Here is a 22635-nt window from a genome sequence, read left to right as displayed (position 1 = left end):
AGTGACGCTCGCCACCGCAGTGACGCGAGCCTGCGTATCAAAACTTCAGATGCGGCGTTGCAATCGCCCGTGCCAGCATCTTTTCATAGCGCGACTTGGGTACATCGATTGCGCCAAAATTTTTCAAGTGTTCGGTGGTGAACTGCGTGTCGAGCAGGACAAAACCCTGCTTTCGCAGCCGCTCGACCAGATGCACGAGGCAGATCTTCGAGGCATCGGTGCGGCGCGAAAACATGCTTTCGCCGAAGAACGCCGAGCCAAGCGACACGCCGTAGAGGCCGCCCACCAGTTCGTCACCGTCCCAGGCTTCGACGCAATGCGCGTGGCCCATGCCGTGCAACGTGGCGTAGAGCGAGCGGATCCTGGCGTTGATCCAGGTGGTCGGGCGGTCCGGGGCAGGGGCGGCGCATCCGTCCATGACCTGCTCGAAGGCCGTGTCGTACCGGATATCGAAAGGCGCGCGCCGGATCGTCTTGGCCAGGCTTTTGGAAATGTGGAAATCGTCGAGCGGGATAATGCCGCGCAATTCAGGCTCGACCCAGAACAGTTCGGGATCGTCAGCGCTGTCGGCCATCGGGAACAGGCCGATGGAATAGGCCCGCAACAGCAAATCCGGTGTAATATCCGGCTGCCTGCTGCGGGTCCCCTTCATTCAAAACCTCATTCGGCCGACTGGGCCAGATAGTTTTCCAGCCAATGGATGTCGTAGTCGCCGTTGGCGATGTCCTGATTGTTGATCAGGTCCTGGAACAGAGGCAAGGTCGTCTTGATGCCGTCGATGACGAATTCATCGAGCACGCGGCGCAGCCGCATCATGCATTCGACGCGGGTGCGTCCGTGCACGATCAGCTTGCCGATCAGGCTGTCGTAGTAGGGCGGAATCTTGTAGCCCTGATAGACACCGGAATCGACGCGAACACCGAGACCGCCCGGAGCATGGAAATGCGTGATCGTGCCGGGCGACGGCACGAAGGTGCGCGGATCCTCGGCATTGATACGGCATTCGATGGCATGGCCGGAAAAGACGATCTCGTCCTGCGTCACCGACAGACCACCGCCGGAAGCGACGCGGATCTGCTCGTGCACCAGGTCGATGCCGGTGATGGCTTCGGTGATCGGATGCTCGACCTGCAGGCGGGTGTTCATCTCGATGAAGAAGAACTCGCCATTTTCGTAGAGAAACTCGATCGTGCCGGCGCCGCGGTATTTCAGCTTGCGCATGGCATCGGCGCAGATTTCGCCGATCTTCATCCGCTGCTCGACATTGAGGGCCGGCGAATTGGCTTCTTCCCAGACCTTCTGGTGGCGGCGCTGCAAAGAGCAGTCACGTTCACCGAGGTGAATGGCATTGCCTTCGCCGTCGCCAACGACCTGAACTTCGATATGGCGTGGCTTGCTGAGATACTTTTCCATGTAGACGGCGTCGTTGCCGAAAGCGGCAAGCGCTTCTGAACGTGCTGTGGAAACCGCCTCGGACAGTTCTTCCTCGTTCTTCGCCACCTTCATGCCGCGTCCGCCGCCTCCGGCGGTGGCCTTGATCAGCACGGGGAAGCCGATTTCGCGGGCGATCTCAAGCGCATTTTCCGGTAACACTTCACCGGCCGAACCGGGAACGACCGGAATGCCAAGCGACTTGGCGGTTTCCTTGGCCGTGATCTTGTCACCCATGATGCGGATGTGATCGGCGGTCGGTCCGATGAAGGTGATGCCATGGGCGTCGAGGATATCGGCGAACTTGGCATTTTCGGACAGAAAGCCGTAGCCCGGATGCACGGCGTCGGCGCCGGTGATCTCGCAGGCAGCAACGATCTGGTGGATGTTGAGATAGCTGTCGCGCGAGGGCGGCGGGCCGATGCAGACGCTCTCGTCGGCAAGCCGCACATGCATCGCGTTGGCGTCGGCGGTCGAATGAACCGCGACGGTGGCAATGCCGAGTTCCTTGCAGGCGCGCAGCACCCGAAGGGCGATTTCGCCGCGATTGGCGATGAGGATTTTTGAAATCATTTGCTCGGCCTATTCGATGACGACAAGCGCTTCGCCGTACTCGACCGGTGCGCCGTCTTCAACGAGGATTTCGGTAACCTTGCCGGAGCGGGGCGCCGGGATCTGGTTCATCGTCTTCATGGCTTCGATGATCAGGATCGTCTGGCCTTCCTTGACGGTGGCGCCGACTTCGACGAAGGGGCGCGAGCCGGGAGCAGGCGACAGATAAGCCGTGCCGACCATCGGTGCGGTCAGGGCGTTCTTGGACGCCCGTGCGGTTTCTGCAGCGGAGATCGCAGAAACGCCGGCCGAAGCGGCCTGGACCGGTGCAGCGACCGGAACAGGAGCGGACACGTATTGCGGCGTACCGGCGCGGGAAACGCGGATACGCAGGTCATCCTGTTCCACTTCGATTTCGGTGAGATCGGTTTCGTTCAGAATGTTGGCGAGATCGCGGATCAGCGACTGGTCGATGCCGGGTTTCTTGTCAGCCATGGATATGAGCCTCGTGTTCTTTTTATTTCGTCTGTTGTGTGAGTGTCTTTAGCGCATTGAGCGCCAGAATGTAACTGTCGGCACCAAAGCCGCAGATCACGCCTTTTGCGGCGGGTGCCAGCATCGATTTGTGCCGGAATTCCTCGCGGGCATGAACATTGGAGAGATGCACTTCGACAACCGGAATACCGATCGCCTTTGCCGCATCGTGCAATGCGATCGATGTGTGGGTGTAGGCGCCGGCATTGATGGCGATGCCCTGCGCTACGCTGCCTGCCTCGTGGAACCAGTCGACGAGATCGCCTTCATGATTGCTCTGGCGGCAAACGACGTTGAGGCCGAGCGTATTGCCATGCTCGACGCACATTGCCTCGATGTCGGCCAGCGTCTGGCCCCCATAAATACCGGGCTCGCGTTTGCCGAGCGCGTTGAGGTTGGGGCCGTTCAGCACGAAAATGGTCGATGGCATAAGGGATCCGGTCCGATAATCGAGCGCTACGTATAGACCGGCGAACTGCCGAGGAAAAGCCCTTTGGCCCCCCTCGGCATTTGTCCACAAGCCATAACGCGCCGCTTACCCAAAAATGGAACTTAGCAGACGGTCTTGCCGCAGGTACGGACGTTGGTGACCTTGGTTTCAATTTCTTCTGCGCCGACGGCGCCATAAACGGCTTCCTTGCCGATCACGTAGGACGGGGTGCCGGTAATGCCGAGATCGTTGGCAAGTGTGTAGACCTCCTTGACGGCATCATCCTGCGTGTTCTCAGCCATCTTCTTGCGCAGGTCGGCCTCGGTCACGCCAAGACCGGTGGCAACGGCCATCGCCGTTTCCTCGTTGGCGCGGTCCTCGCCGCCCAAAAGGGCGCGATGGAAGTCACCATATTTTTCCGGCGCGATGGCGCGGAAGGCGGTGCTGACCTTATGGGCGGCCATCGAATCCGGTCCGAGGATCGGCAGTTCCTTCAGGACGAAACGGACGTTCTTGTCCTTTTCCAGAATGGTTTCCATGTCCGACAGGGCGCGTTTGCAGTAGCCGCAATTGTAATCGTAGAATTCGACGATGGTCACATTGCCCTTCGGATTGCCGAGCGTCACGTCATAGGGCGACTGGAAGATGGCCTTTTCATTGTCGGAGATGGCGCTCTGCGCCTGCGCCGACTGTTCGTCGGCCTGTTTCTTCTTCAATGCCTGCTGGGCTTCGAGAAGAATTTCAGGATTGGCGACGAGGTATTCCTTGATGAAATCGCCGATTTCCTGCTTCTGCTTGGCATCCAGCGCGTAGGCTGCCGGAGAGGTAGCAGCACTCGCCGTCAAAAGGATGAGCGAAGCGGCGATGATCTTGCGAACGTTGAATGCCATGATGGTCCTCGTTGTCTTTCGTTGCTGCAGTCTGTCGTTCAAGTGCTAAGGCCGCGTCAACAGGCTTGTTTGAAGGACAACAGAATATCGCCGCCGACCATAGGGTGGCGCGGCGCCAAACGAAACCGCAAAATCGGCGGAAATGCGGCGCTCGCGCACTTGTGAAGCCCTTTGCGATCAGGCACATGCCTGTCACGTCAAAAACATCGAGGATGTGCCGTTGAAGCCTCTGTCCGCCCGCAGTTCCGTCGAACCGTTTCATGCCATGGATGTTCTGGCCGAGGCCACCAAGCGCCGCGAGGCCGGTTACCCGGTGATCTCGATGGCTGTCGGCCAGCCGAGCCATCCAGCACCGAAGGCAGCGCTGGAAGCGGCGCGAACGGCGCTTGGCCACGGCCGTCTCGGTTACACCGATGCACTTGGAACTGCGTCGCTCAGAATCGCGATCGCCCGGCATTATCGTTCACGCTACGGTATCGATATCGACCCGCAGCGCGTTGCCGTAACGACGGGATCGTCGGCCGGCTTCAATCTGGCTTTTCTGGCGCTGTTTGATCCGGGCGACTGTGTCGCTATCGCCCGCCCGGGCTACCCGGCCTACCGCAATATCCTGGCAGCCCTCGGTCTGACGGTCGTCGAGGTTGAGGCGGATGCCGAAAGCGGCTTCACTCTGACACCGCAAAACCTTGAGGCTGCGGCCAAAAAAGCAGGGAGGCCGTTAAACGGCGTTCTGCTCGCCAGCCCGGCCAATCCGACAGGAACGGTGACCGGCAAAGCAGGGCTGAAGGCGCTCGCCGACTATTGCCATGACAACAATATCGCCTTCATCTCGGACGAGATCTATCACGGCCTGACTTTTGCTGGCGAGGAGACGACGGCGCTTGCGGTGACCGATGAAGCGGTCATCATCAACTCGTTCTCGAAATATTATTGCATGACCGGCTGGCGGATCGGCTGGATGATCCTGCCGGAGATCCAGGTTCGCGCCTTCGAGCGGATTGCTCAAAGCCTATATATTTCGCCGCCGGAACTGTCGCAAATCGCGGCGGAAGCAGCGCTCGGCTGCGAGGCGGAACTGGATGTCTACAAGGCATCCTACGCCGCCAATCGCGATCTTCTTCTGACTCGTCTGCCGGAGATCGGTTTTACCATCGCTTCGCCGATGGATGGCGCTTTCTATGCCTATGCCGACGTCAGCCGCTTCACCAATGACAGCATGGATTTTGCCCGCAAGATGCTGGCCGAGATCAATGTCGCCGCAACGCCTGGGCTCGATTTCGATCCTGTCGAAGGGCATCGCGCGATGCGGTTTTCCTATGCGGGGGCAGAAGCTGAAATGATCATTGCAATGGACCGAATTGCCCGCTGGCTGGCGTGATCCTGTAGCGATCTCAGTCTGTTAAAGGGGTTTCCGGATTCAGTCTGTCACAGCTGTGAATCGGATTGGGAGCTGGTACAGGTTCGATACGCCGGTGTTTCATGCGCGCCCAGTGGACGCGCATGCCTGTGGCGCGTTTCGAACCGTTTGCCTCAGCGGCAGATACGGACCTTCTGTATGGTGGGGTTGCCTTGCTCGTCCGTCTTGCGGACTATCCTGATTACACACACCGGTTCAAAAGCTGTGTCATAACTCTTGTAGTAGAAGTCATTGTACCGCTGGCGGCCATTGCTGCCGGCCTGCGGTGTGGCTGCAAGCGAAATGGCGGGAATGGCGACGAGCGCCGCTGCGACAAGGAAACGTCGCATGATTGCCTCCTCCGGCTGGTGCCGGGCGAGCCCATCTCGTCCAGCGAAGCACAATCTGCCGCAGCTCTGGTATTTTCGCAGTTACTTATGGAACAGGCTTGAAACGAAAAAACCGGCCAATCGCTTGGCCGGTTTTTCCTGTCTCATGTCTCAGATGTTCGTTCGGCTCAGAAGAAGCCGCGCTTCTGCCACCAGCCGCCCTTCTTGGGCTTTGCCGGATCCGCGTCGCCTTCGTCCTTCTTAACGGAGGACGACTTGACCACCGGTTCGCGGGCAATCGTCTCGACATCGCGGTTGGCGCGCACCGGTTTCGTCTCGTCGAGCTTGGTGTCTCCGAGATCCGCAGCGGCCTTTTCGACAGCCGGCTCCTCGACGGCAGCAACCGCTTCCGGCTTTGCTTCGACAGCAGCCTGGGCATCCGCATCGGCGGTCGCGACAGGCGCCTGCTCGGCAATGGCAACGGCCTCGTCAACGGCAGCCACGGCCTTCTTGCGGCTACGCTTCGGCTTGGCCGGCTTCACCTCTTCCTCGGCAACAACCGGAGCTTCGGCGATCTCTTCGACCACAACGGCGGAAACGACAGCTTCGGCTGAAACCGCAGCAGCAGCGTCCGCTTCTGGCGCATCGATGGTAGCTTCTTCACCAGCGGCTTCGCCGTCGGCTGCCAGGTTTTCGCCTTCTGCCTCGTCCGGACGATTGCGGCGCCCGCCCCGCTTGCCGCGACGGCGGCGCTTGCGCTTTTGGCGTTCTTCTTCGCTCAGGCCTGCGTCCTGTGGATCTTCGGAACCTGCCTGTGCGGCAACGTCATCGGCTTCGTCCTCATCGCCATCCTCATCGGAGGCATCGTCGGCGCTGACACCGGCTTCCGTTGCCTGGTCGCCGCCCGGGCGGCCGCCACGCCGGCGACGCCGGCGCTTGCGCTTGCGGTTACCCTGATCGTCACCCGGCTCGGCAGGAGCCCGTTCGCTGCGCTCGGCCCGCTCTGCGCGTTCCGGCTTGGCTTCGACCACGAGTTCTTCGTCGTCTTCGATATCCTCTTCGATGACGATATCGTCGTCTTCGTCGATTTCTGGCTCGAACTGGATGATCTGATCGATCTTGACCGGGTTCTCTACGGCTTCGCCGCGATCGATGGCAAAATGCTGCGCACCGACATGGGCGTCCGCCTCGATGATGATCTGAACGCCAAAACGCTCTTCATAATCGATGATCGTGCCGCGCTTGTGGTTGAGCAGATAGAGCGCGATATCCGGGGTCGTACGCACGGTGATATTGTGCGTGGTGTTCTTCAAGAGATATTCCTCGACGCCGCGCAGGACATGCAGGGCGACGGAGGACTGCGAACGGACGTGGCCCGTGCCGTTGCAATGCGAGCAGACCTGCATCGTCGATTCAAGCACCGAAGCGCGAATGCGCTGGCGCGACATTTCGAGCAGGCCGAAATGCGAGATGCGGCCAACCTGGATGCGGGCGCGGTCGTTTTTGAGATGGTCCTTCAGGCGCTTTTCAACCGAACGGTTGTTGCGCTTTTCTTCCATGTCGATGAAGTCGACGACCACGAGACCGGCAAGGTCGCGCAGGCGCAGCTGGCGGGCGACTTCTTCGGCGGCTTCAAGGTTGGTCTGGAGGGCAGTGTCCTCGATCGAGTGTTCGCGGGTCGAACGGCCCGAGTTGACGTCGATGGCAACCAGCGCTTCGGTCTGGTTGATGATGATGTAACCGCCGGACTTCAGCGTTACCTGCGGCACCAGCATGCGATCGAGCTGGGCTTCGATGCCCGAGCGCGAGAAGATCGGATGCACGTCGCGGTAAGGCTGAACCACCTTGGCGTGGCTCGGCATCAGCATCTTCATGAAGCCCTTGGCTTCCTTGTAGCCTTCCTCGCCGGCAACGATGATCTCGCTGATATCCTTGTTGTAAAGGTCGCGGATCGAGCGCTTGATCAGTGAGCCTTCCTCATAGACGAGGCAGGGGGCCGTCGAGGACAGGGTGAGCGTGCGAACGTTTTCCCACAGGCGCATCAGGTATTCGAAGTCGCGCTTGACTTCGACCTTGGTGCGGTTGGCACCGGCGGTGCGCAGGATGACGCCCATGCCCTGCGGCACGTCGAGCGCGCGGGCGATTTCCTTCAGGCGCTTGCGGTCTGGCAGGTTGGTGATCTTGCGGGAGATACCACCACCACGCGCCGTGTTCGGCATCAGGACCGAATAGCGGCCGGCAAGCGACAGGTAGGTGGTGAGGGCTGCGCCCTTGTTGCCGCGTTCTTCCTTGGCCACCTGCACCAGCAGGATCTGCCGGCGCTTGATGACTTCCTGGATACGGTACTGCTTGCGCGGACGGCGGCTGGCCTGCCGGTCCGGCACTTCTTCCATGGCGTCTTCGGCGCCAACCGATTCGATGATTTCCTTTTCCTCGTGATGACCATCGTCATCATCGTCGTCATCGTGGCCACGGCGTCCGCCGCGTGTGTCTTCCGAAATGCTGTCGGTATCGACCATGGCAGCCATTTCGCCGCCGTTGCCTTCGTCGCCGTCTGCAGCTTCGGCCGCAGCAGCCTTCTTGGTGCGGCGCGGGCGCTTGGCTTTTGCCTTCGGCTTTTCGTCAGCCTCGACTGCCGCTTCCAAGGTCTCTACCGGCTCGGCAGCGGTCTCGATGATCTCGACGACGTTTTCGACCGTCGTCTCTACCAACTCATCCTCTGTGTCAGGGCCGAGATCCGTGCCGGTTTCGACATGCTCGATGTCGTCGTCGCGGCGCGCTTCTTCGGCTTCCTGCCGCAACAGGGCCTGCCGGTCGGCAAGCGGGATCTGGTAATAATCGGGGTGGATTTCGGCGAAGGCCAGGAAGCCGTGGCGGTTGCCGCCGTAATCGACGAAGGCCGCCTGTAGCGACGGCTCGACGCGCGTCACTTTCGCGAGGTAGATGTTACCGCGTATTTGCTTCTTGTGTTCGGATTCGAAGTCGAATTCTTCTATGCGGTTTCCGCGTACGACAACGACGCGCGTCTCTTCAGCGTGAGACGCATCGATAAGCATTTTCTCTGCCATGTAGGTGGTGCTCCTCGGCGCACCCTGGAAACGGCAGGAAAATTGCCTCCCGGAGGAGACTTTCCATGCAGCTCAGGTTTTTCGCCGGATGTGAATGTTCCTGTATGGTTGGGGAGGTCGTCCAACAGCCAGACGGCAGCCGGAACTAGTCTGTTCCGGGGCCTGTTTACTTCTGACCGATACTGCTGGGACAACGTTAATGACCAAACAAGAATGCCAATGTAGTAGGCCTTGACGGCCCGATGAATGTGCCCGGTCACGGGCCTGCGGTGATCGTCACCATAAACGCTCCGGCCACCGCCGGAATTTCTCGATTCAGCATGCGAAGAAAAAGTGGAGCGACGGCGGATGAAGCGCGACTGCTTGTCCGAGACGTGATCTGCGTTGAAGCGGTTTTACCCGTCCCGATCACGCTCTGGCGCCAAGGCTTAAAAAACCCTTTGGCTGCCGGTCGTCGATTCTATCCCGTCAACACTTTCTCCCTGCAAGGCTTTTATGTTTTCTATGTCACAATGGCAAGGGAAAAGCCGGAACTGCCATAATATTGATTGATTCGCTTGTCGGGGTGTGTACTGCCGGAGTGCCGGTTTCCTGCCGTCTTTATGCGCTTTAATGGCGTCGGAGAGGGCGGCCGGTGCGCCTTGAAAGTGGGGAAAGCAAGGTTTGGTTAATCATATGGCGTCAAGGGTACCATAGGCGGTAACACGCCGGGTGTAGGGCTTTGTCCCGAAACGAGACATCGAGACCGGATTTCGGGAGACGCGACGACCCGGCTCCGGCGGGCATGTGCAACAAGGAAAAGCGGATTTGATCCTGTCAGCAATGATACGACGGTGCCTGCTGGGCCTCATGCTTGTGTCCATGGCGCCAGTCGCCCATGCCACGGATGCGCCGTTGCTCGCTTACGGTGCCCGGATTGCCGGCGACGATGCCCGCACAAGGGTGGTGATCGAATTCGATCGCAAGCCGATTTTCTTCGTCCACTATGTTGCCAATCCTCCCCGTGTCATCGTCGATCTGCCGGAAACCTCCTTCGGCCTGAAGCCCGAGGACCTGAAGGCGCGCGGCCTGTTCACCGAAATCCGCTATGGCGCCATGGGGCCCGGCAGTGCTCGTGTGGTGCTCACGGCCAACAAGCCCGTTGCCGTGACGGTTGCGGACGTCAAGGCTGATGAAGAAGGGAAGGGGTTTCGCCTGGTGCTCGATGCAGAGCGGGTGACCGAGGCGCGTTTTTCCAGCCTGATCGAAGAGCAGAAGTGGACTGGCACCGTGACGGCGGCAAAAACCGACAGGCTGGTCGAGCCGGCGGCGCCCGGAGCATTCATCGTTGCAGTCGATGCAGGCCATGGCGGTATCGATACCGGTGCGATCGGCAGTGAGACCAAGATGGAGGAAAAGAGCGTCACGCTCGCTTTCGCCGCGCAGCTCGTCGAGACGCTCAACAAGGAGAACGGCGTCAAAGCGTTCCTGACCCGCGACAAGGATGAATTTCTTTCCTTGCCGGAGCGTGTACAGGTCGCCCGTCAGCATAGTGCCAACCTGTTCATCTCCATCCATGCCGATACGCTGAAGCAGCGCGATATTCGCGGCGCCACCGTCTATACGATTTCCGACAAGGCATCCGACCACCTGGCCGCCAACCTCGCCGCACGCGAAAACCTGTCGGACGAGATCGCCGGCGTCGCCTTCAAGAGCGAACCGGCTGAAGTTGCCGACATTCTGATCGATCTGACGCGCCGCGAAACGCAGGCATTCTCGGTTAACTTGGCGCGGTCCGTCGTTTCGTCATTCGAGGGTCAGATCAACCTGATCAACAATCCCCACCGTCATGCCGGGTTCCGTGTGCTGCAGGCCCCGGATGTGCCGTCGATTCTGCTGGAGCTGGGCTTTTTGTCCAATAAGGAGGATGAAAAGCTCCTCGTCGATCCAGTCTGGCGCAGCAAGGTCGCCGGTTTGCTCGCCGTCGCCGTGCGCCGCTATCGCGGCGAGACCTTGGCAAACGGCGGTTGAGGGCGGCTCAGCCCGAGCTTCATCGCCTGCCGTTCCAGGGGCTGGATCAGTAATTACATGTGTTGTGATTTGTGTCGCTCGAGTAACAGCGCTATCGTTTTCAACGGGATGACCTATGTTTAAACGGCTGCAAGCCCTATTTTGCTCACAATCCGGTCGCTATCCGGAAATCTGAATTGTGCGGTGGGTTATCTGAACGAAGATGGCCAGCCGTAAACATGCAACGTGGGGGAAGCGTCACCGGACATCCGGAGCGCGTTTCATTCGTTGTTTAATGCGCTGGCGTGATTGCATTCGGGCAAGGTGCGGGTTAGGCCCACCTTCAACATGTGCTGCGCACAGATAAACGACAACTGGATACCGGTACCTGGCTGATGATCAGACTGATTGGATATTTCTTCGGCATTGGCGCATTTCTTGTGCTCGGCGTTGCCGCAGCTGCTGCCATCTATCTTGGCCATGTGACCAAGGACCTGCCAGATTATGAGGTCCTCAACAGCTATGCGCCGCCGGTAACGACCCGCGTCCACGCAGGCAACGGTGCGCTGATGGCCGAATATGCCCGCGAGCGACGCCTCTATTTGCCGATCCAGGCCATTCCAGATCGCGTCAAGGCCGCCTTCATTTCGGCCGAAGACAAGAATTTCTATCAGCATCCCGGCGTCGACATCACCGGCCTTGGCCGCGCCATCTTCGTCAACCTGCAGAATTTCGGCTCCGGCCGCCGCCCGGTTGGCGCCTCGACGATCACCCAGCAGGTGGCCAAGAACTTCCTGCTGTCCGCCGACCAGACGATCGACCGCAAGGTCAAGGAAGCGATCCTGTCCTTCCGCATCGAACAGGCCTACAGCAAGGACCGTATTCTCGAACTGTATCTGAACGAAATCTTCTTCGGCCTCAATTCCTACGGTATCGCCGGCGCCGCACTGACCTATTTCGACAAGTCCGTAACCGAACTGACCATTGCCGAAACCGCGTACCTTGCAGCTCTGCCAAAGGGGCCGGCAAACTATCATCCGTTCCGAAAGGCCGAAGCGGCGATCGAGCGGCGCAACTGGGTTATCGACCGTATGGTCGAGAACGGCTATGTCGCCAAGAGCGATGGCGAAGAGGCCAAGAAGCAGCCGCTCGGCGTCAGCGTTCGCCGGGGCGGATCGCATCTGTTCGCGTCTGATTATTTCGCCGAGGAAGTCCGCCGCCAGATCATCCAGCGCTATGGAGACAATGCTCTCTATGAAGGCGGTCTCTCCGTTCGCACGTCGCTTGACCCGAGACTGCAGGTCGAAGCCCGCAAGGCCTTGCAGAATGCACTGGTCTCCTATGACGAGCGCCGTGGTTTCCACGGCCCGATGAAGGCAATCGAGATCGGCGGAGACTGGGGCGAGCCGCTCGGCAAGCTGAACGCACTGTCCGATGTGCCCGAATGGAAGCTGGCAGTTGTTCTTTCCGTCGATGGCGATGGCGCCGATATCGGCATCCAGCCGGAAAAGGACGCAGGCGGCAAGGTTGGCACCGACCGGCTGACTGGTCGAATCACTGCCAAGAACATGCAGTGGGCCTATCGTTCCTCCGCCGGGGACCGCAAGTCGGCAAAGTCGCCGGAAGGTGTCGTTGGCCCAGGCGATGTGGTTTATGTCGAGCCCACCGATACTGCGGGAGAATATCGCCTGCGCCAGCCGCCGAAAGTGCAGGGCGGCCTTGTCGCCATGGACCCGCAGACCGGCCGTGTGCTGGCGATGGCCGGCGGATTCTCCTATGGCCAATCGGAATTCAACCGGGCGACGCAGGCGATGCGCCAGCCGGGCTCTTCCTTCAAGCCCTTCGTCTACGCGGCAGCGTTGGATAACGGGTATACGCCTGCATCCGTCATTCTCGATGCCCCCTTCGAGCTCGTTACCGGCGGTCAGGTCTGGCGCCCGGAAAACTACGGCGGTGGTTCGGCCGGTCCCTCGACCCTGCGCCTCGGCATCGAAAAGTCGCGTAACCTGATGACGGTGCGGCTTGCGAACGATATGGGCATGAACCTCGTCGCCGAATATGCCGAACGTTTCGGCATCTATGACAAGATGCTGCCGGTTCTCGCCATGTCGCTGGGCTCGGGCGAAACGACGGTCCTGCGCATGGTTTCGGCCTATTCCGTACTTGCCAACGGCGGCAAGCAGATCAAGCCATCGATGATCGACCGCATCCAGGACCGTTACGGCAAGACGATCTTCCGTCATGAAGATCGCACCTGCGACAATTGCAATGCTGCCGATTGGCAGGAACAGGAAGAGCCTGTTCTGACCGATAACCGCGAACAGGTTCTCGACCCGATGACCGCCTACCAGATCACCTCGATGATGGAAGGTGTGATTTCGCGCGGGACTGCCGCCGGCAAGATCAAGCTCGATCGCCCTGTGGCTGGCAAGACCGGAACCACCAATGACGAAAAAGACGCCTGGTTCGTCGGTTATACGCCGGACTTGGTCGCAGGCCTCTATCTCGGCTTCGATAGCCCGGCACCGCTCGGTCGCGGTGCGACCGGTGGCGGTCTGGCTGCCCCCGTCTTCAACGACTTCATGCAGGCCGCAACGCAGGGCACGCGCCCGGTCCAGTTTGTCGTTCCGGAAGGCATGAGCCTGATCCCGGTCAACCGCAAGACCGGGATGGCTGCAGCCGACGGCGATCCGGATACGATCATCGAGGCCTTCAAGCCCGGCACCGGCCCGGCCGACACTTTCTCGGTCATCGGCGGAGCCGACCAGTACATCCCGCCGGAGGAAATCCTGAAGGCGTCGCCGCAGGCAAACGACGCCATCAACCGCGGCTCCAGCGGGCTGTTTTAACCCCACCCTTCCCATTTGCAGACGCCTGCCGGTCTTTACATAAGCGGCAGGCGTCGCTATTCACGGCGCACATTCCATACGAGCGCAAGAAGCAGGATCATGCGGACCGAAATCGAGAACATTGTCGACGAAATCAAGCAGGCCATAAGCCTGCTGAGGAGGCATCTTTGACTGGGATCAGGCGGTAAGACGGCTGGACTGGTTGAACAACAAGTCGGAGGATCCGAACCTCTGGAACGATGCGGCGGAAGCCCAGAAGCTGATGCGCGAGCGCCAGCATCTCGACGACGGCATCACCAGCGTCCGCGCTTTCGAGCAGCAGATGCAGGATGCCATCGACCTTATCGAACTCGGTGAGGAAGAGGGCGACGCCGATATCATCAAGGAAGCCGAAGACGCATTGCGCGTTCTGCGCACGGAGGCAGCCCGCCGGCAGGTGGAGGCGATGCTGTCCGGCGAAGCCGACAGCAATGACACCTATCTGGAAGTCCATTCCGGCGCCGGTGGTACCGAGAGCCAGGACTGGGCGAACATCCTCTTGCGCATGTACACGCGCTGGGCCGAACGCCAGGGCTACAAGGTCGAGTTGCTCGAAGTTCATGATGGCGAAGAGGCCGGCATCAAGTCGGCAACGCTGCTGGTCAAGGGGCACAATGCCTATGGCTGGCTGAAGACCGAATCGGGCGTCCACCGCCTGGTGCGCATCTCGCCGTTCGACAGCAATGCCCGCCGTCACACCTCGTTCTCGTCGATCTGGGTCTATCCGGTCATCGACGATTCGATCCAGATCGATATCAACGAGAGCGATTGCCGCATCGACACCTACCGTTCGTCGGGCGCCGGCGGCCAGCACGTCAACACCACCGATTCGGCCGTGCGCATCACCCATATGCCGTCCGGCATCGTCGTGCAGTGCCAGCAGGAACGTTCGCAGCATAAGAACAAGGCCAAGGCCTGGGACATGTTGCGTGCCCGACTGTATGAAGCGGAGCTGAAGAAGCGCGAAGAAGCTGCCAATGCTGAAGCCGCATCGAAGAGCGATATCGGCTGGGGCCACCAGATCCGCTCCTACGTGCTGCAGCCTTACCAATTGGTCAAGGACATGCGCACCGGCGTTGCCAGCACGGCACCTGATGATGTGCTCGACGGCGACTTGAACGCGTTCATGGAGGCGGCACTCGCCCACCGCGTCAATGGCGGCGCCGATGCCGTGGTCGACGATCTGGCGTGAGCCTGTTTCTCATATCCTCTGAAAATCCGAAAAGCCGGGCCCGCCAATCGCTCGGCTTTTCTTTTGGACGCCCGGCTTTTTTTAAGACTGTGCGGTCAGTTCGTTTCGCGCTCGACCTTGATGTCGCCGATATCGTCGATCAGCACGGTCCAGGTCTCAGGTTCGGCTGCCGTCGGATCGGTCTTCAGATAGACGGTGGCGAACAGGCCGGGCTGGTTAGAGATACCATCGGATGTCTCAGGCCTGATATCGGTGATATAGGCCTTCATCGCGGAAAATTCCTCAAGCTCCGCCGACGAGACAACTTTGGGACCGGCCGCATCCAGCGCCACCTGCTGCAGGAAGACGTGAGCGTTGCCCTCGGGCTGGCGCACGGCGACAAGCTTGTAATAACCACGCTGCGCCGCCGCCGGTTGACCCTGCGCCGGCTTGGCAGCACTCGGATCCACGACGGCCAGCGGATCGCCGCTTTCCTCCCAATATCCCGTGCTTGTCACGAAAATGATATTGGCAGGCATCAGTACGGTCTCGTCCGCGCGGGCAGGTGCCCCCACGGCAAACGGCAACACCAAAACGAGCGCAGCCAGACACTGCACGGAAAGTGGGGCTGCGCGTGGCCGGGCCGCATACCCGCGCTGTTGCGGCAGCAACCGCCGCCAAAGCGAACGCACGCTGAAACATGGGATAGGGAGCATCGTCGTCGCCTTCGGTAAACTCGTGTGAAAAGCCGGATGCTCTGCTGCGCCGATCCGTTGCCGGCACCAAGGCATACTCAACCCTGCCACAGTTTCCGGCCGAAATCGATTCGAAATCAAAGTATTGCGGCGGCAGACAGCAAAGACGCCTACAGCTTCTAGTTGGAAAATTGTTCCGCAAGGATACGGTCCGACCAGGAATAATCCGGATCCGAAAGAATATGCGCCGTCGTGTTTTCCGATTCGGCGATGCGCACCTTCACCACCGACTTGACCTCGACATGATCGGCGACCGCGTTGACCGGGCGTTTTTCCGGTTCGAGAATGGCGATATCGACGGTCACCTTGTTGGGCAGCAATGCGCCGCGCCAGCGCCGTGGCCGGAACGGGCTGACCGGCGTCAAAGCCAGAAGCGGGGCCTCTAGCGGCAGGATCGGCCCGTGGGCGGACAGGTTATAGGCCGTGGACCCAGCGGGCGTGGAAAGCAGGACGCCGTCGCAAATCAGTTCCTCCAGCCGGACGCGATCATCGACCACGACCCGCAGCTTGGCCGCCTGATAGGATTGGCGAAACAGATAGACCTCGTTGATCGCCAGCGCCTTGAAACTGTTGCCGTCGGCATCGGTGGTCTGCATCTCAAGCGGACGGAACGTGTTCTCCACGGCATCTGCCAGGCGTTTGTGCAGGTTTTCGGTGCTGTAGCGGTTCATCAGAAAGCCGATCGAGCCGCGGTTCATGCCGTAGATCAGCTTGCCGGAATTCATCGTCTTGTGCAGCGTCTGCAACATGAAGCCATCGCCGCCAAGCGCCACGATCACGTCTGCTTCGTCCGGATCTTCCTGGCCGTATAGCGCGATCAGCTCCTCTGCCGCCGCCTGGGCTTCGTCGGTGGAGGAAGCGGCGAAGGCGATGGTTTTGAACGTGCGAGCCATGAAATGCCTGTCTGTTTTACGATAAGGGCCGTTCCAAATGGAAAGGCCCGAAATGTGGTCCGTCTGGAAGTCCGACAGAAGGCGCCGCTGCAGAGAATACAGACGTTATCATGCACAAAAGAACATTGCGGGGAAGAAAAGATTGAACTTCATTCCCGCCAATGATCGGCGACCCACGGTGTTGGAAGGATATATTGGCGCAGGTACTTGAACGGTGCCTTGCGTTTCCGCCGGCTCGCGTCAAACACGCCGTAAATATGGTCGAGAGGTGTTGTGGCATGCCCGCTCTCGCCGAACTGCCCATCAATCGCATGCTGCGGGAAGAAGTTGCGCGGGAAGAGGATGACCTTGGCGTTCGTAGGAAGGCGGGGCACCAGGAAATAGTTCAGCGGGATCGGCCAACGGCAATCCTGTTTGAAATGCAGGACCCAGCGGCGAGGGAAAAATTTGACGCCGCCCGGAGCGTTGCGGGTGACAAACCGTTGTTCGAATTCATATTTGTCAGCGACCCCTTGCGGGTCGGCGCGGAATTTCTCGAGCAGCGGTACAAGTTTGCCGACCGGAAACCGGAACAAAGATGTCTGGCCAAGCCGCTCGAATGGCGTGGTCTGATTCTGGGCGATCATCACATCATCCGGCCCGCCCATTTCAAAGAAGGAGTCGAGGGAGCCGACGATCACAAGGTCGAGGTCGAGGAACAGCACAGGGCCGGTCAGACTGCCGAGAGTAGGCCCCCACAGGCGCGCCTTGGGCCAGATGCCCTTGGTTTTCACCGGCATCTTTTCGATATTCAGCGGCGGTAGGTCCTCCAGGTGAATTTCTGGCCGCAGACCATCCCGATTGTCGGTAAAACAGGTGAAGGTGAAGGGGGGCGTGATGTTGCGCGCCACCATCGCATAGAGCCGGTTGATGAACGGCGCGCCGTATTTCGTGCCCCAGTTGATGCAAATAATCTGTTTCACGCCGCCACTTGCAGCCAGGACATCCGCCGTCATGCTTGTCATTCCTCATTTCGCGCCGCGGCTTTTCGCTCAGGCGTTCAAGCCCGTTCCAACGGCGTATCGCGACTGCTTATATAAGCTTGCTGCGACCTGATTCTAAGTGTGCAATTGCAAATCCATCGGATACGCCAACTCACCGCGAGTTGCCAAAACATTCGGGTAATGAGGATTTTGCCAGCGGAAAAATGGTGCCCCCATCAGGATTCGAACCCGAGACCCCCTGATTACAAATCAGGTGCTCTACCAACTGAGCTATAAGGGCAGCACTTGCGGCTGGGAATTAGCATATTCTGGTCGCGTGTAAAGCAAAAATGCTGTCGGCAGCTGCTTTTTCGCACCGGCACGGGTTGAGTGCGCAACGATCGTGGTTTTGCGCTGATTACTGGCCGGGTTTTGTCGGCCGCATTTTTGCCGCCTGCAGTGGCGCGCGGTGAGCGAGGCGCCGTTGCAGCCGCGGGGGGATGGAAAAAGTGAGAATCGCCAGCGCTGCCGACAGCGCACAGACCAGCCAAAGTACACCAGCGCCAAGCGCCCGTTCGAGAAAGGCACCGCAGATGCCCCCGGACACCATGCCAAGCCAGGGGACGATCTGCAGCGACCAGTCTGGCCGCGGCGCGCCGACGATCCAGCTGCCGATGCCTTTACCGAAACGGGAGAGGGCGCCGGTCACGTAGGTCAGCCCGATCGGTAGTCCTTCGATGTGCTCGACGGCGGCATTGACGAGCCCCATGGCCAGCACGATCGCGTAGAATTGCAGCGTTGCAAAATCTGGATCGGTAATGACGGCGGCAAACGCAAGCAGGACGGTAACGCCGGCAAGGACGCGAAACGCCCGCCGGGCAGCGTTGTGGGCGATGATGATCCCGAGCGCGTTGCCGGCGACGAACATCAAAAGGGCGCCGAGCAGAATTCCCGCATAGGCCGGCTTCCCGTCGGCGAGCGCGACGGCAGCGCGGGTGGTGTTGCCGCTCATGAAAGAGACGAAGCTGCCGGCAATCAGAAGGCCGGCCGCATCCGTCATGCCGGCGAGAAACGAGATGGCGGCGACGAGGACGATGCCAAGTCCCGTGCGCCGCTTCCGGATGATGCGCCGCCGCCGCTCCCGTGTCATGATTCTACTTTGCCTCCGCCGGATATGATCCGATTGTGTGAAACGCCCGCATCATAGGCCTGGCCCCTTAAGAGGCAGCTCCTATTCCGCCGCTTCCCGCACAGTTGTCGGTGGATCGATTTCGGTGCAGCGCGACATTGCACTAGGCAGATTGTCGGCAATGAAGTCGATGAGTGCGCGGACCGATGGCAGCATGCCGTGGCGGGACGTGAAGACCAGGTGGGCTATGGTGGCGTTCGAGCCCCATTCCGGCAGCACTGGCACCAGGACGCCTGTTCTTATTCCCCGGCCGCAAAGATGGTCCGGCAGAAGCGCAATGCCGACACCCTCGATGGCCGCCCGTTCGAGGATGCCGAAATCGCCGCAGCCGATGATGGGCTGATGGGTAATGTCCCGCTTCGTTCCATCGGCGTGGTTCAAATGCCAGGTATCGGAGAGATGCTGCTCGTTCATCGACAGCGTCGGCATCGTGCCGAGCGTCTCGATCGTCACATTGCCGATCCGCGCCATCAGTGCAGGGCTGGCCACGAGAAACTGACGCGCCTCGCCCAGTTTGCGCACGATGAGGTTGTTGTCCGTATCCAGTTGGGCGCGCGCCCGAAGTGCAATGTCGATGCGCTCCTCGACCAGGTCGATCCGGCGATTGGAGGCGGTGATCAGCAGCCGGACGTCCGGATAGCGCCGATGAAAGGCGGGCAGGATATGGCCGACGAGGGGCGCAAAGCCGATCGGACAGGCAAGACGCACGACACCCGTCGGCTCGCTCTTTGCTGCGGCAACCACCGCTTCGGCGGCCTCGACGCCGGACAGGATGGTTTCGCAGCGCTCATAGAAGGCCTGGCCGATCTCCGTCACCCGCAGCTTGCGGGTCGAGCGTTCGAGAAGGCGGACATCGAGCTGCTGCTCGAGCCGGGCCACATGCTTGCTGAGCTTGGATTTGGGGACGTTGAGGGCACGCGCAGCTGCGGAAAAGCCCTTGTGTTTCACGACTGCGGCAAACAGCGCGATATCGTTCAGGTCCTGCATGTCACACCTTCGTTTCCATCGATGACCGCCACCATTGTTTCTATCAGGAAACGGCGTGTCGAAAAAGGGTTAGCTTATCAGCGGATTGTTTTAAATTCATATGTGATGCACCCAAACGCCACACGCACATAAAGGTGCCATCATGAACATTCTCCACATCGACTCCGGCATTCTCGGAGATCATTCGGTTTCCCGCCGTCTGACCGCATCGATCGTCGCGCGCATCAAGGCCGAACGGCCCGGTGACAGCGTCACCTACCGCGATCTTGCCGCCGCTCCGCTTGCCCATCTCAACGGCTCCCATTTGATGGCGGCTTCCGCCAACCCGGAAGGCCTCGACCCGACCCTGGTTTCGGAGCTCGATGCCGCCCGCGCCTCGCTCAACGAGTTTCTTGCCGCCGACGTCGTCGTCATCGGCGCACCGATGTACAATTTCGCCATTCCAAGCCAGCTGAAGACCTGGATCGACCGCATTCTCGTGGCCGGAACGACGTTCCGTTATACCGAGGCGGGCGTCGAAGGCCTCGCCAAGGGTAAGAAGGTCATCGTCGCCTCGACCCGCGGCGGCCACTATTCCGGTGCGTCGCCGATCAGCGCCATGGATCACCAGGAAACCTATCTTAACACGGTGTTCGGTTTCATCGGCATCACCAATGTCGAATTCGTCCGTGCCGAAGGCTTGGCCATCAGCCCGGACTCGAAGGAAGCCGCCATCACCGAGGCTGAAAAGGCTATTGCCGGCCGGGGGCATTTCGATATCGCGGCCTGATCGACTGGCTGAATCTGTGTGAGGGAAAGCCGGGCAACAGGTGCCCGGCTTTCGCGTGACTTGTTGGCGCCATTACGGCGTACCGTGCGCTGGACAGGGATGCCGCGAGGCGGTAGAGCCGACGTCAGAGGGCCTGGCCCGACGGAAAACGGATTGGAATGGCAATGACGGATGTCAGGGACAGCAACGGCGCGATTCTCGTCGAGGGAGACAATGTCACGCTGATCAAGGATCTCAAGGTCAAGGGCACATCCGAAACCTTGAAGCGCGGCACGATGATCAAGGGCATCCACCTGACCGGAGATCCGGACGAAGTCGAATGCCGGCATGCCAAGATCAAGGGCTTGGTGCTGCGCACGGAGTTTCTCAAGAAGGCCTGAGCCGCAAGGATCAGCGGACTGCGGTCGGTACGTTCGGCGGGACTCGACGCACCGCGTTTTTGTATTACACTCTGCTTATGAAAAGCGTTCCGGCACTCTGGATGGTGGCGCTTGTTTCGGCCTTTGCCGGAACCTCTCTCAGTGCGTCCGTTGCTGCCGATCCCATTTGCACCTGCAGAAACCGGGACGGTTCCAGACTCGAACTCGGCCAGACGACCTGTATCCGGGTGGGCGACACCGCCTACCTGGCGCGCTGCGAAAAAGAGCTCAACGTCATGACTTGGCGCAAGCTCCGGGACGAATGCCCCGAAGCCCGCTTGTCGGTTGCCGTGCTGCCTTTGACACGGTAGCGTGTCAGGCTTTGGCCAGATGGCCGCGTGCCGCGTACATGGCGATTGCGGCCGCGTTGGAGACATTCAGCGACTTGATGGCGCCCGGCATGTCGAGACGGGCAAGCGCGTTGACGGTCTGGCGTGTCTTCTGCCGCAATCCCTTGCCTTCAGCACCGAGAACGAGTGCGATCTTTGCGCCGGAGAGTGTCTGTTCGAGCGGCTCCGGGCCTTCCGAATCAAGACCGATCGAGACGAAGCCGAGCTTGTGCAGCTCTTCCAGCGCGTCGGCGAGATTGGTGATCTGGATATAGGGGATCATTTCCAGAGCGCCGGAGGCCGATTTGGCCATGACGCCCGATTCGGTCGGGCTGTGGCGCTGTGTCGTGATCAGGGCGCCGGCATTGAAGGCAACGGCCGAGCGCATGATGGCGCCGACATTGTGCGGATCGGTCACCTGGTCGAGGACGAGAATCAAAGGGCTGTCATTGAGTGCCGAAAGGCGGCGGACGGGCAGGGGAACCGTTTCCAGCATCGCACCCTGATGGATGGCGTCCGGTCCCAGTATCTTGTCGAGGTCCTGCGGCGTGACGATTTCCACGGGGAAGCCGAGGTCTTCGATCGGTCCGGTTTCAAGCCGCACCAGCGCATTCTGCGTCACGGAGAGCTTGGTGATCTTGCGCTCGGGGTTGTCGAGGGCTGCACGCACCGTATGGATGCCGTAGAGCAGAACCTGATCGGGCGCCAATTGCGGCGCCTTCCAGTCTGGTGCAGCGCTTTTCTTGCGCTTGTCCTGCACGGGTGTCGGAATTTCGCCGCGTTCGCGTTTGCCATCGCGATGCGCGCGGCGAAGAGTGGCGTAATGGGTGTCTTTGGCGTTCTTGTCGCCCGGATTATCTTTGCTCATACCCGTCTTATACTGACGATGCGGTTCGCGTGGAACCGTTTTTCGCGAAATCGGCAGCTGGCAATCTTTATCGCAATTTTCCCAACTTTTTCTGAGGCGCCGTGTTGACAGGATGAAACGGGACCGTCATATACCCGGCGCAGATTGAAGGGCTGACTTGCCCCGGCAAACAACACTTTGATCTGCAAAGCTTGGTCGCTTGATCCCGACAGAATAATGGAGGGATGCCCGAGTGGTTAAAGGGGACGGACTGTAAATCCGTTGGCTCAGCCTACGTTGGTTCAAATCCAACTCCCTCCACCATTCTGTCAGACGGATCTTGACCCGCGGGTATAGCTCAATGGTAGAGCAGCAGCCTTCCAAGCTGAATACGCGGGTTCGATTCCCGCTACCCGCTCCATCAAAATGCTCCCACCGTCTGCTGCCTCTATGGCCTTGCTTTAAAAAAATTCTGCAAGCCGTTGATTTGAGATTGCTTCCGCCTTCGGCGCGGCAGGCATTGGAATTGCCAAGCATCATCCCCACATAGGCTTCATCCAGGCCGCAAGGCCTTGACGGCGCGCAAAATAATTAAGTCTTGCGCATTCCGCCCGAAACCCTTAAACGCCTCCCCAAACCGGCGCCGCCGGTATGGTGCATTCTCATTGATCACAGGAAACTTGACCCCATGGCAAAGAGCAAATTTGAGCGCAATAAGCCGCACGTTAACATTGGCACGATCGGCCACGTCGACCATGGCAAGACGTCGCTGACGGCAGCGATCACGAAGTATTTCGGCGAATACAA

The 22635-nt window shown here is 59.9% G+C and carries 22 protein-coding genes and 3 tRNA genes; 11 read left to right on the top strand and 14 right to left on the bottom strand.

The window, feature by feature from the left end:
* Window positions 1-37 precede the first annotated feature (37 nt).
* From aat to ACP7BS_RS22255, 5 genes are all read right to left on the bottom strand, one after another.
* Window positions 38-652 (bottom strand): leucyl/phenylalanyl-tRNA--protein transferase, encoded by a 615-nt coding sequence (gene aat / locus ACP7BS_RS22275; RefSeq protein ID WP_426239856.1) that lies wholly within the window; start codon window positions 650-652, stop codon window positions 38-40.
* 8 nt (window positions 653-660) lie between these two features.
* Window positions 661-2004 carry an acetyl-CoA carboxylase biotin carboxylase subunit gene (gene accC / locus ACP7BS_RS22270; protein WP_426230043.1) on the bottom strand — a complete coding sequence of 448 codons (1344 nt, stop codon included), beginning with the start codon at window positions 2002-2004 and terminating at the stop codon, window positions 661-663.
* A 9-nt stretch (window positions 2005-2013) separates the two neighbouring features.
* Window positions 2014-2478: an acetyl-CoA carboxylase biotin carboxyl carrier protein gene (accB, locus tag ACP7BS_RS22265; protein WP_426123060.1), complete on the bottom strand. Its 465-nt coding sequence runs from the start codon at window positions 2476-2478 to the stop codon at window positions 2014-2016.
* 22 nt (window positions 2479-2500) lie between these two features.
* Window positions 2501-2947 carry a type II 3-dehydroquinate dehydratase gene (gene aroQ, locus ACP7BS_RS22260; RefSeq protein WP_426230044.1) on the bottom strand — a complete coding sequence of 149 codons (447 nt, stop codon included), beginning with the start codon at window positions 2945-2947 and terminating at the stop codon, window positions 2501-2503.
* A gap of 122 nt (window positions 2948-3069) precedes the next feature.
* Window positions 3070-3837 (bottom strand): DsbA family protein, encoded by a 768-nt coding sequence (locus ACP7BS_RS22255; protein WP_426239855.1) that lies wholly within the window; start codon window positions 3835-3837, stop codon window positions 3070-3072.
* Between the two features lie 265 nt (window positions 3838-4102).
* Between ACP7BS_RS22255 and ACP7BS_RS22250 the strand changes: the two genes are divergently transcribed.
* On the top strand, window positions 4103-5215 hold the full coding sequence (locus ACP7BS_RS22250; RefSeq protein ID WP_426239947.1) for a pyridoxal phosphate-dependent aminotransferase: 1113 nt from the start codon (window positions 4103-4105) through the stop codon (window positions 5213-5215).
* Between the two features lie 152 nt (window positions 5216-5367).
* Here the strand turns inward: ACP7BS_RS22250 and ACP7BS_RS22245 are convergent, their stop codons facing one another.
* On the bottom strand, window positions 5368-5583 hold the full coding sequence (locus ACP7BS_RS22245; RefSeq protein WP_426230046.1) for a hypothetical protein: 216 nt from the start codon (window positions 5581-5583) through the stop codon (window positions 5368-5370).
* 167 nt (window positions 5584-5750) lie between these two features.
* Complete coding sequence (locus ACP7BS_RS22240; RefSeq protein ID WP_426239854.1) at window positions 5751-8630, bottom strand: Rne/Rng family ribonuclease; 2880 nt, start codon at window positions 8628-8630, stop codon at window positions 5751-5753.
* A 242-nt stretch (window positions 8631-8872) separates the two neighbouring features.
* On the opposite strand from ACP7BS_RS22240, the gene ACP7BS_RS22235 reads away from it, so the two are divergent.
* The 4 genes from ACP7BS_RS22235 to prfB all read left to right on the top strand — a co-directional run bounded on the left by ACP7BS_RS22235 (window position 8873) and on the right by prfB (window position 14699).
* Window positions 8873-9172: a hypothetical protein gene (locus ACP7BS_RS22235; RefSeq protein ID WP_426230048.1), complete on the top strand. Its 300-nt coding sequence runs from the start codon at window positions 8873-8875 to the stop codon at window positions 9170-9172.
* 307 nt (window positions 9173-9479) lie between these two features.
* Window positions 9480-10640 (top strand): N-acetylmuramoyl-L-alanine amidase, encoded by a 1161-nt coding sequence (locus ACP7BS_RS22230; protein ID WP_426239946.1) that lies wholly within the window; start codon window positions 9480-9482, stop codon window positions 10638-10640.
* A 374-nt stretch (window positions 10641-11014) separates the two neighbouring features.
* A complete protein-coding gene (locus tag ACP7BS_RS22225; RefSeq protein ID WP_426230049.1) occupies window positions 11015-13468 on the top strand; it encodes a penicillin-binding protein 1A in 2454 nt (817 codons plus the stop codon).
* Window positions 13469-13567: 99 nt separating this feature from the next.
* A protein-coding gene (prfB, locus tag ACP7BS_RS22220; protein WP_426123054.1) for a peptide chain release factor 2 occupies window positions 13568-14699 on the top strand; the annotation gives its coding sequence in 2 pieces (ribosomal slippage) (window positions 13568-13636 and window positions 13638-14699; 1131 coding nt in all).
* A gap of 95 nt (window positions 14700-14794) precedes the next feature.
* On the opposite strand, the gene ACP7BS_RS22215 is transcribed toward prfB, so the two are convergent.
* From ACP7BS_RS22215 to ACP7BS_RS22190, 6 genes are all read right to left on the bottom strand, one after another.
* A complete protein-coding gene (locus tag ACP7BS_RS22215) occupies window positions 14795-15295 on the bottom strand; it encodes a hypothetical protein (RefSeq protein ID WP_426239945.1) in 501 nt (166 codons plus the stop codon).
* Window positions 15296-15552: 257 nt separating this feature from the next.
* On the bottom strand, window positions 15553-16326 hold the full coding sequence (locus tag ACP7BS_RS22210) for an NAD kinase (RefSeq protein ID WP_426230051.1): 774 nt from the start codon (window positions 16324-16326) through the stop codon (window positions 15553-15555).
* A gap of 149 nt (window positions 16327-16475) precedes the next feature.
* Window positions 16476-17321, bottom strand: a complete 846-nt coding sequence (locus ACP7BS_RS22205; protein WP_426230052.1) for a glycosyl transferase — start codon at window positions 17319-17321, stop codon at window positions 16476-16478.
* A 192-nt stretch (window positions 17322-17513) separates the two neighbouring features.
* Window positions 17514-17589 (bottom strand) — tRNA-Thr (locus tag ACP7BS_RS22200).
* A gap of 117 nt (window positions 17590-17706) precedes the next feature.
* Window positions 17707-18438, bottom strand: a complete 732-nt coding sequence (locus ACP7BS_RS22195) for a YoaK family protein (RefSeq protein WP_426239853.1) — start codon at window positions 18436-18438, stop codon at window positions 17707-17709.
* An 81-nt stretch (window positions 18439-18519) separates the two neighbouring features.
* A complete protein-coding gene (locus ACP7BS_RS22190) occupies window positions 18520-19464 on the bottom strand; it encodes a LysR family transcriptional regulator (protein ID WP_426239852.1) in 945 nt (314 codons plus the stop codon).
* A 142-nt stretch (window positions 19465-19606) separates the two neighbouring features.
* Between ACP7BS_RS22190 and ACP7BS_RS22185 the strand changes: the two genes are divergently transcribed.
* From ACP7BS_RS22185 to ACP7BS_RS22175, 3 genes are all read left to right on the top strand, one after another.
* Window positions 19607-20233, top strand: coding sequence for an FMN-dependent NADH-azoreductase (locus tag ACP7BS_RS22185; RefSeq protein WP_426230055.1), 627 nt, complete (start codon window positions 19607-19609; stop codon window positions 20231-20233).
* Window positions 20234-20397: 164 nt separating this feature from the next.
* Window positions 20398-20613, top strand: a complete 216-nt coding sequence (locus tag ACP7BS_RS22180) for an alkylphosphonate utilization protein (protein WP_426230056.1) — start codon at window positions 20398-20400, stop codon at window positions 20611-20613.
* Window positions 20614-20690: 77 nt separating this feature from the next.
* Window positions 20691-20963, top strand: a complete 273-nt coding sequence (locus ACP7BS_RS22175; RefSeq protein ID WP_426239851.1) for a hypothetical protein — start codon at window positions 20691-20693, stop codon at window positions 20961-20963.
* A 4-nt stretch (window positions 20964-20967) separates the two neighbouring features.
* Here ACP7BS_RS22175 and ACP7BS_RS22170 read toward each other — a convergent pair whose 3' ends face one another.
* Window positions 20968-21849, bottom strand: a complete 882-nt coding sequence (locus ACP7BS_RS22170; protein WP_426230057.1) for a TrmH family RNA methyltransferase — start codon at window positions 21847-21849, stop codon at window positions 20968-20970.
* A gap of 218 nt (window positions 21850-22067) precedes the next feature.
* On the opposite strand from ACP7BS_RS22170, the gene ACP7BS_RS22165 reads away from it, so the two are divergent.
* From ACP7BS_RS22165 to ACP7BS_RS22155, 3 genes are all read left to right on the top strand, one after another.
* Window positions 22068-22152, top strand: a tRNA-Tyr gene (locus ACP7BS_RS22165).
* Window positions 22153-22175: 23 nt separating this feature from the next.
* Window positions 22176-22249, top strand: a tRNA-Gly gene (locus tag ACP7BS_RS22160).
* Window positions 22250-22516: 267 nt separating this feature from the next.
* A partial coding sequence (locus ACP7BS_RS22155) for a GTP-binding protein (RefSeq protein ID WP_426123582.1) occupies window positions 22517-22635 on the top strand: 119 nt, incomplete at its 3' end.

The organism is Pararhizobium sp. DWP1-1-3 (assembly GCF_049896125.1).
In the GTDB taxonomy this organism is placed as follows: Bacteria; Pseudomonadota; Alphaproteobacteria; order Rhizobiales; family Rhizobiaceae; genus Pararhizobium.
The sequence above is the reverse complement of the archived record's forward strand: the minus strand, read 5'-3'. Positions and strand labels throughout refer to the sequence as shown.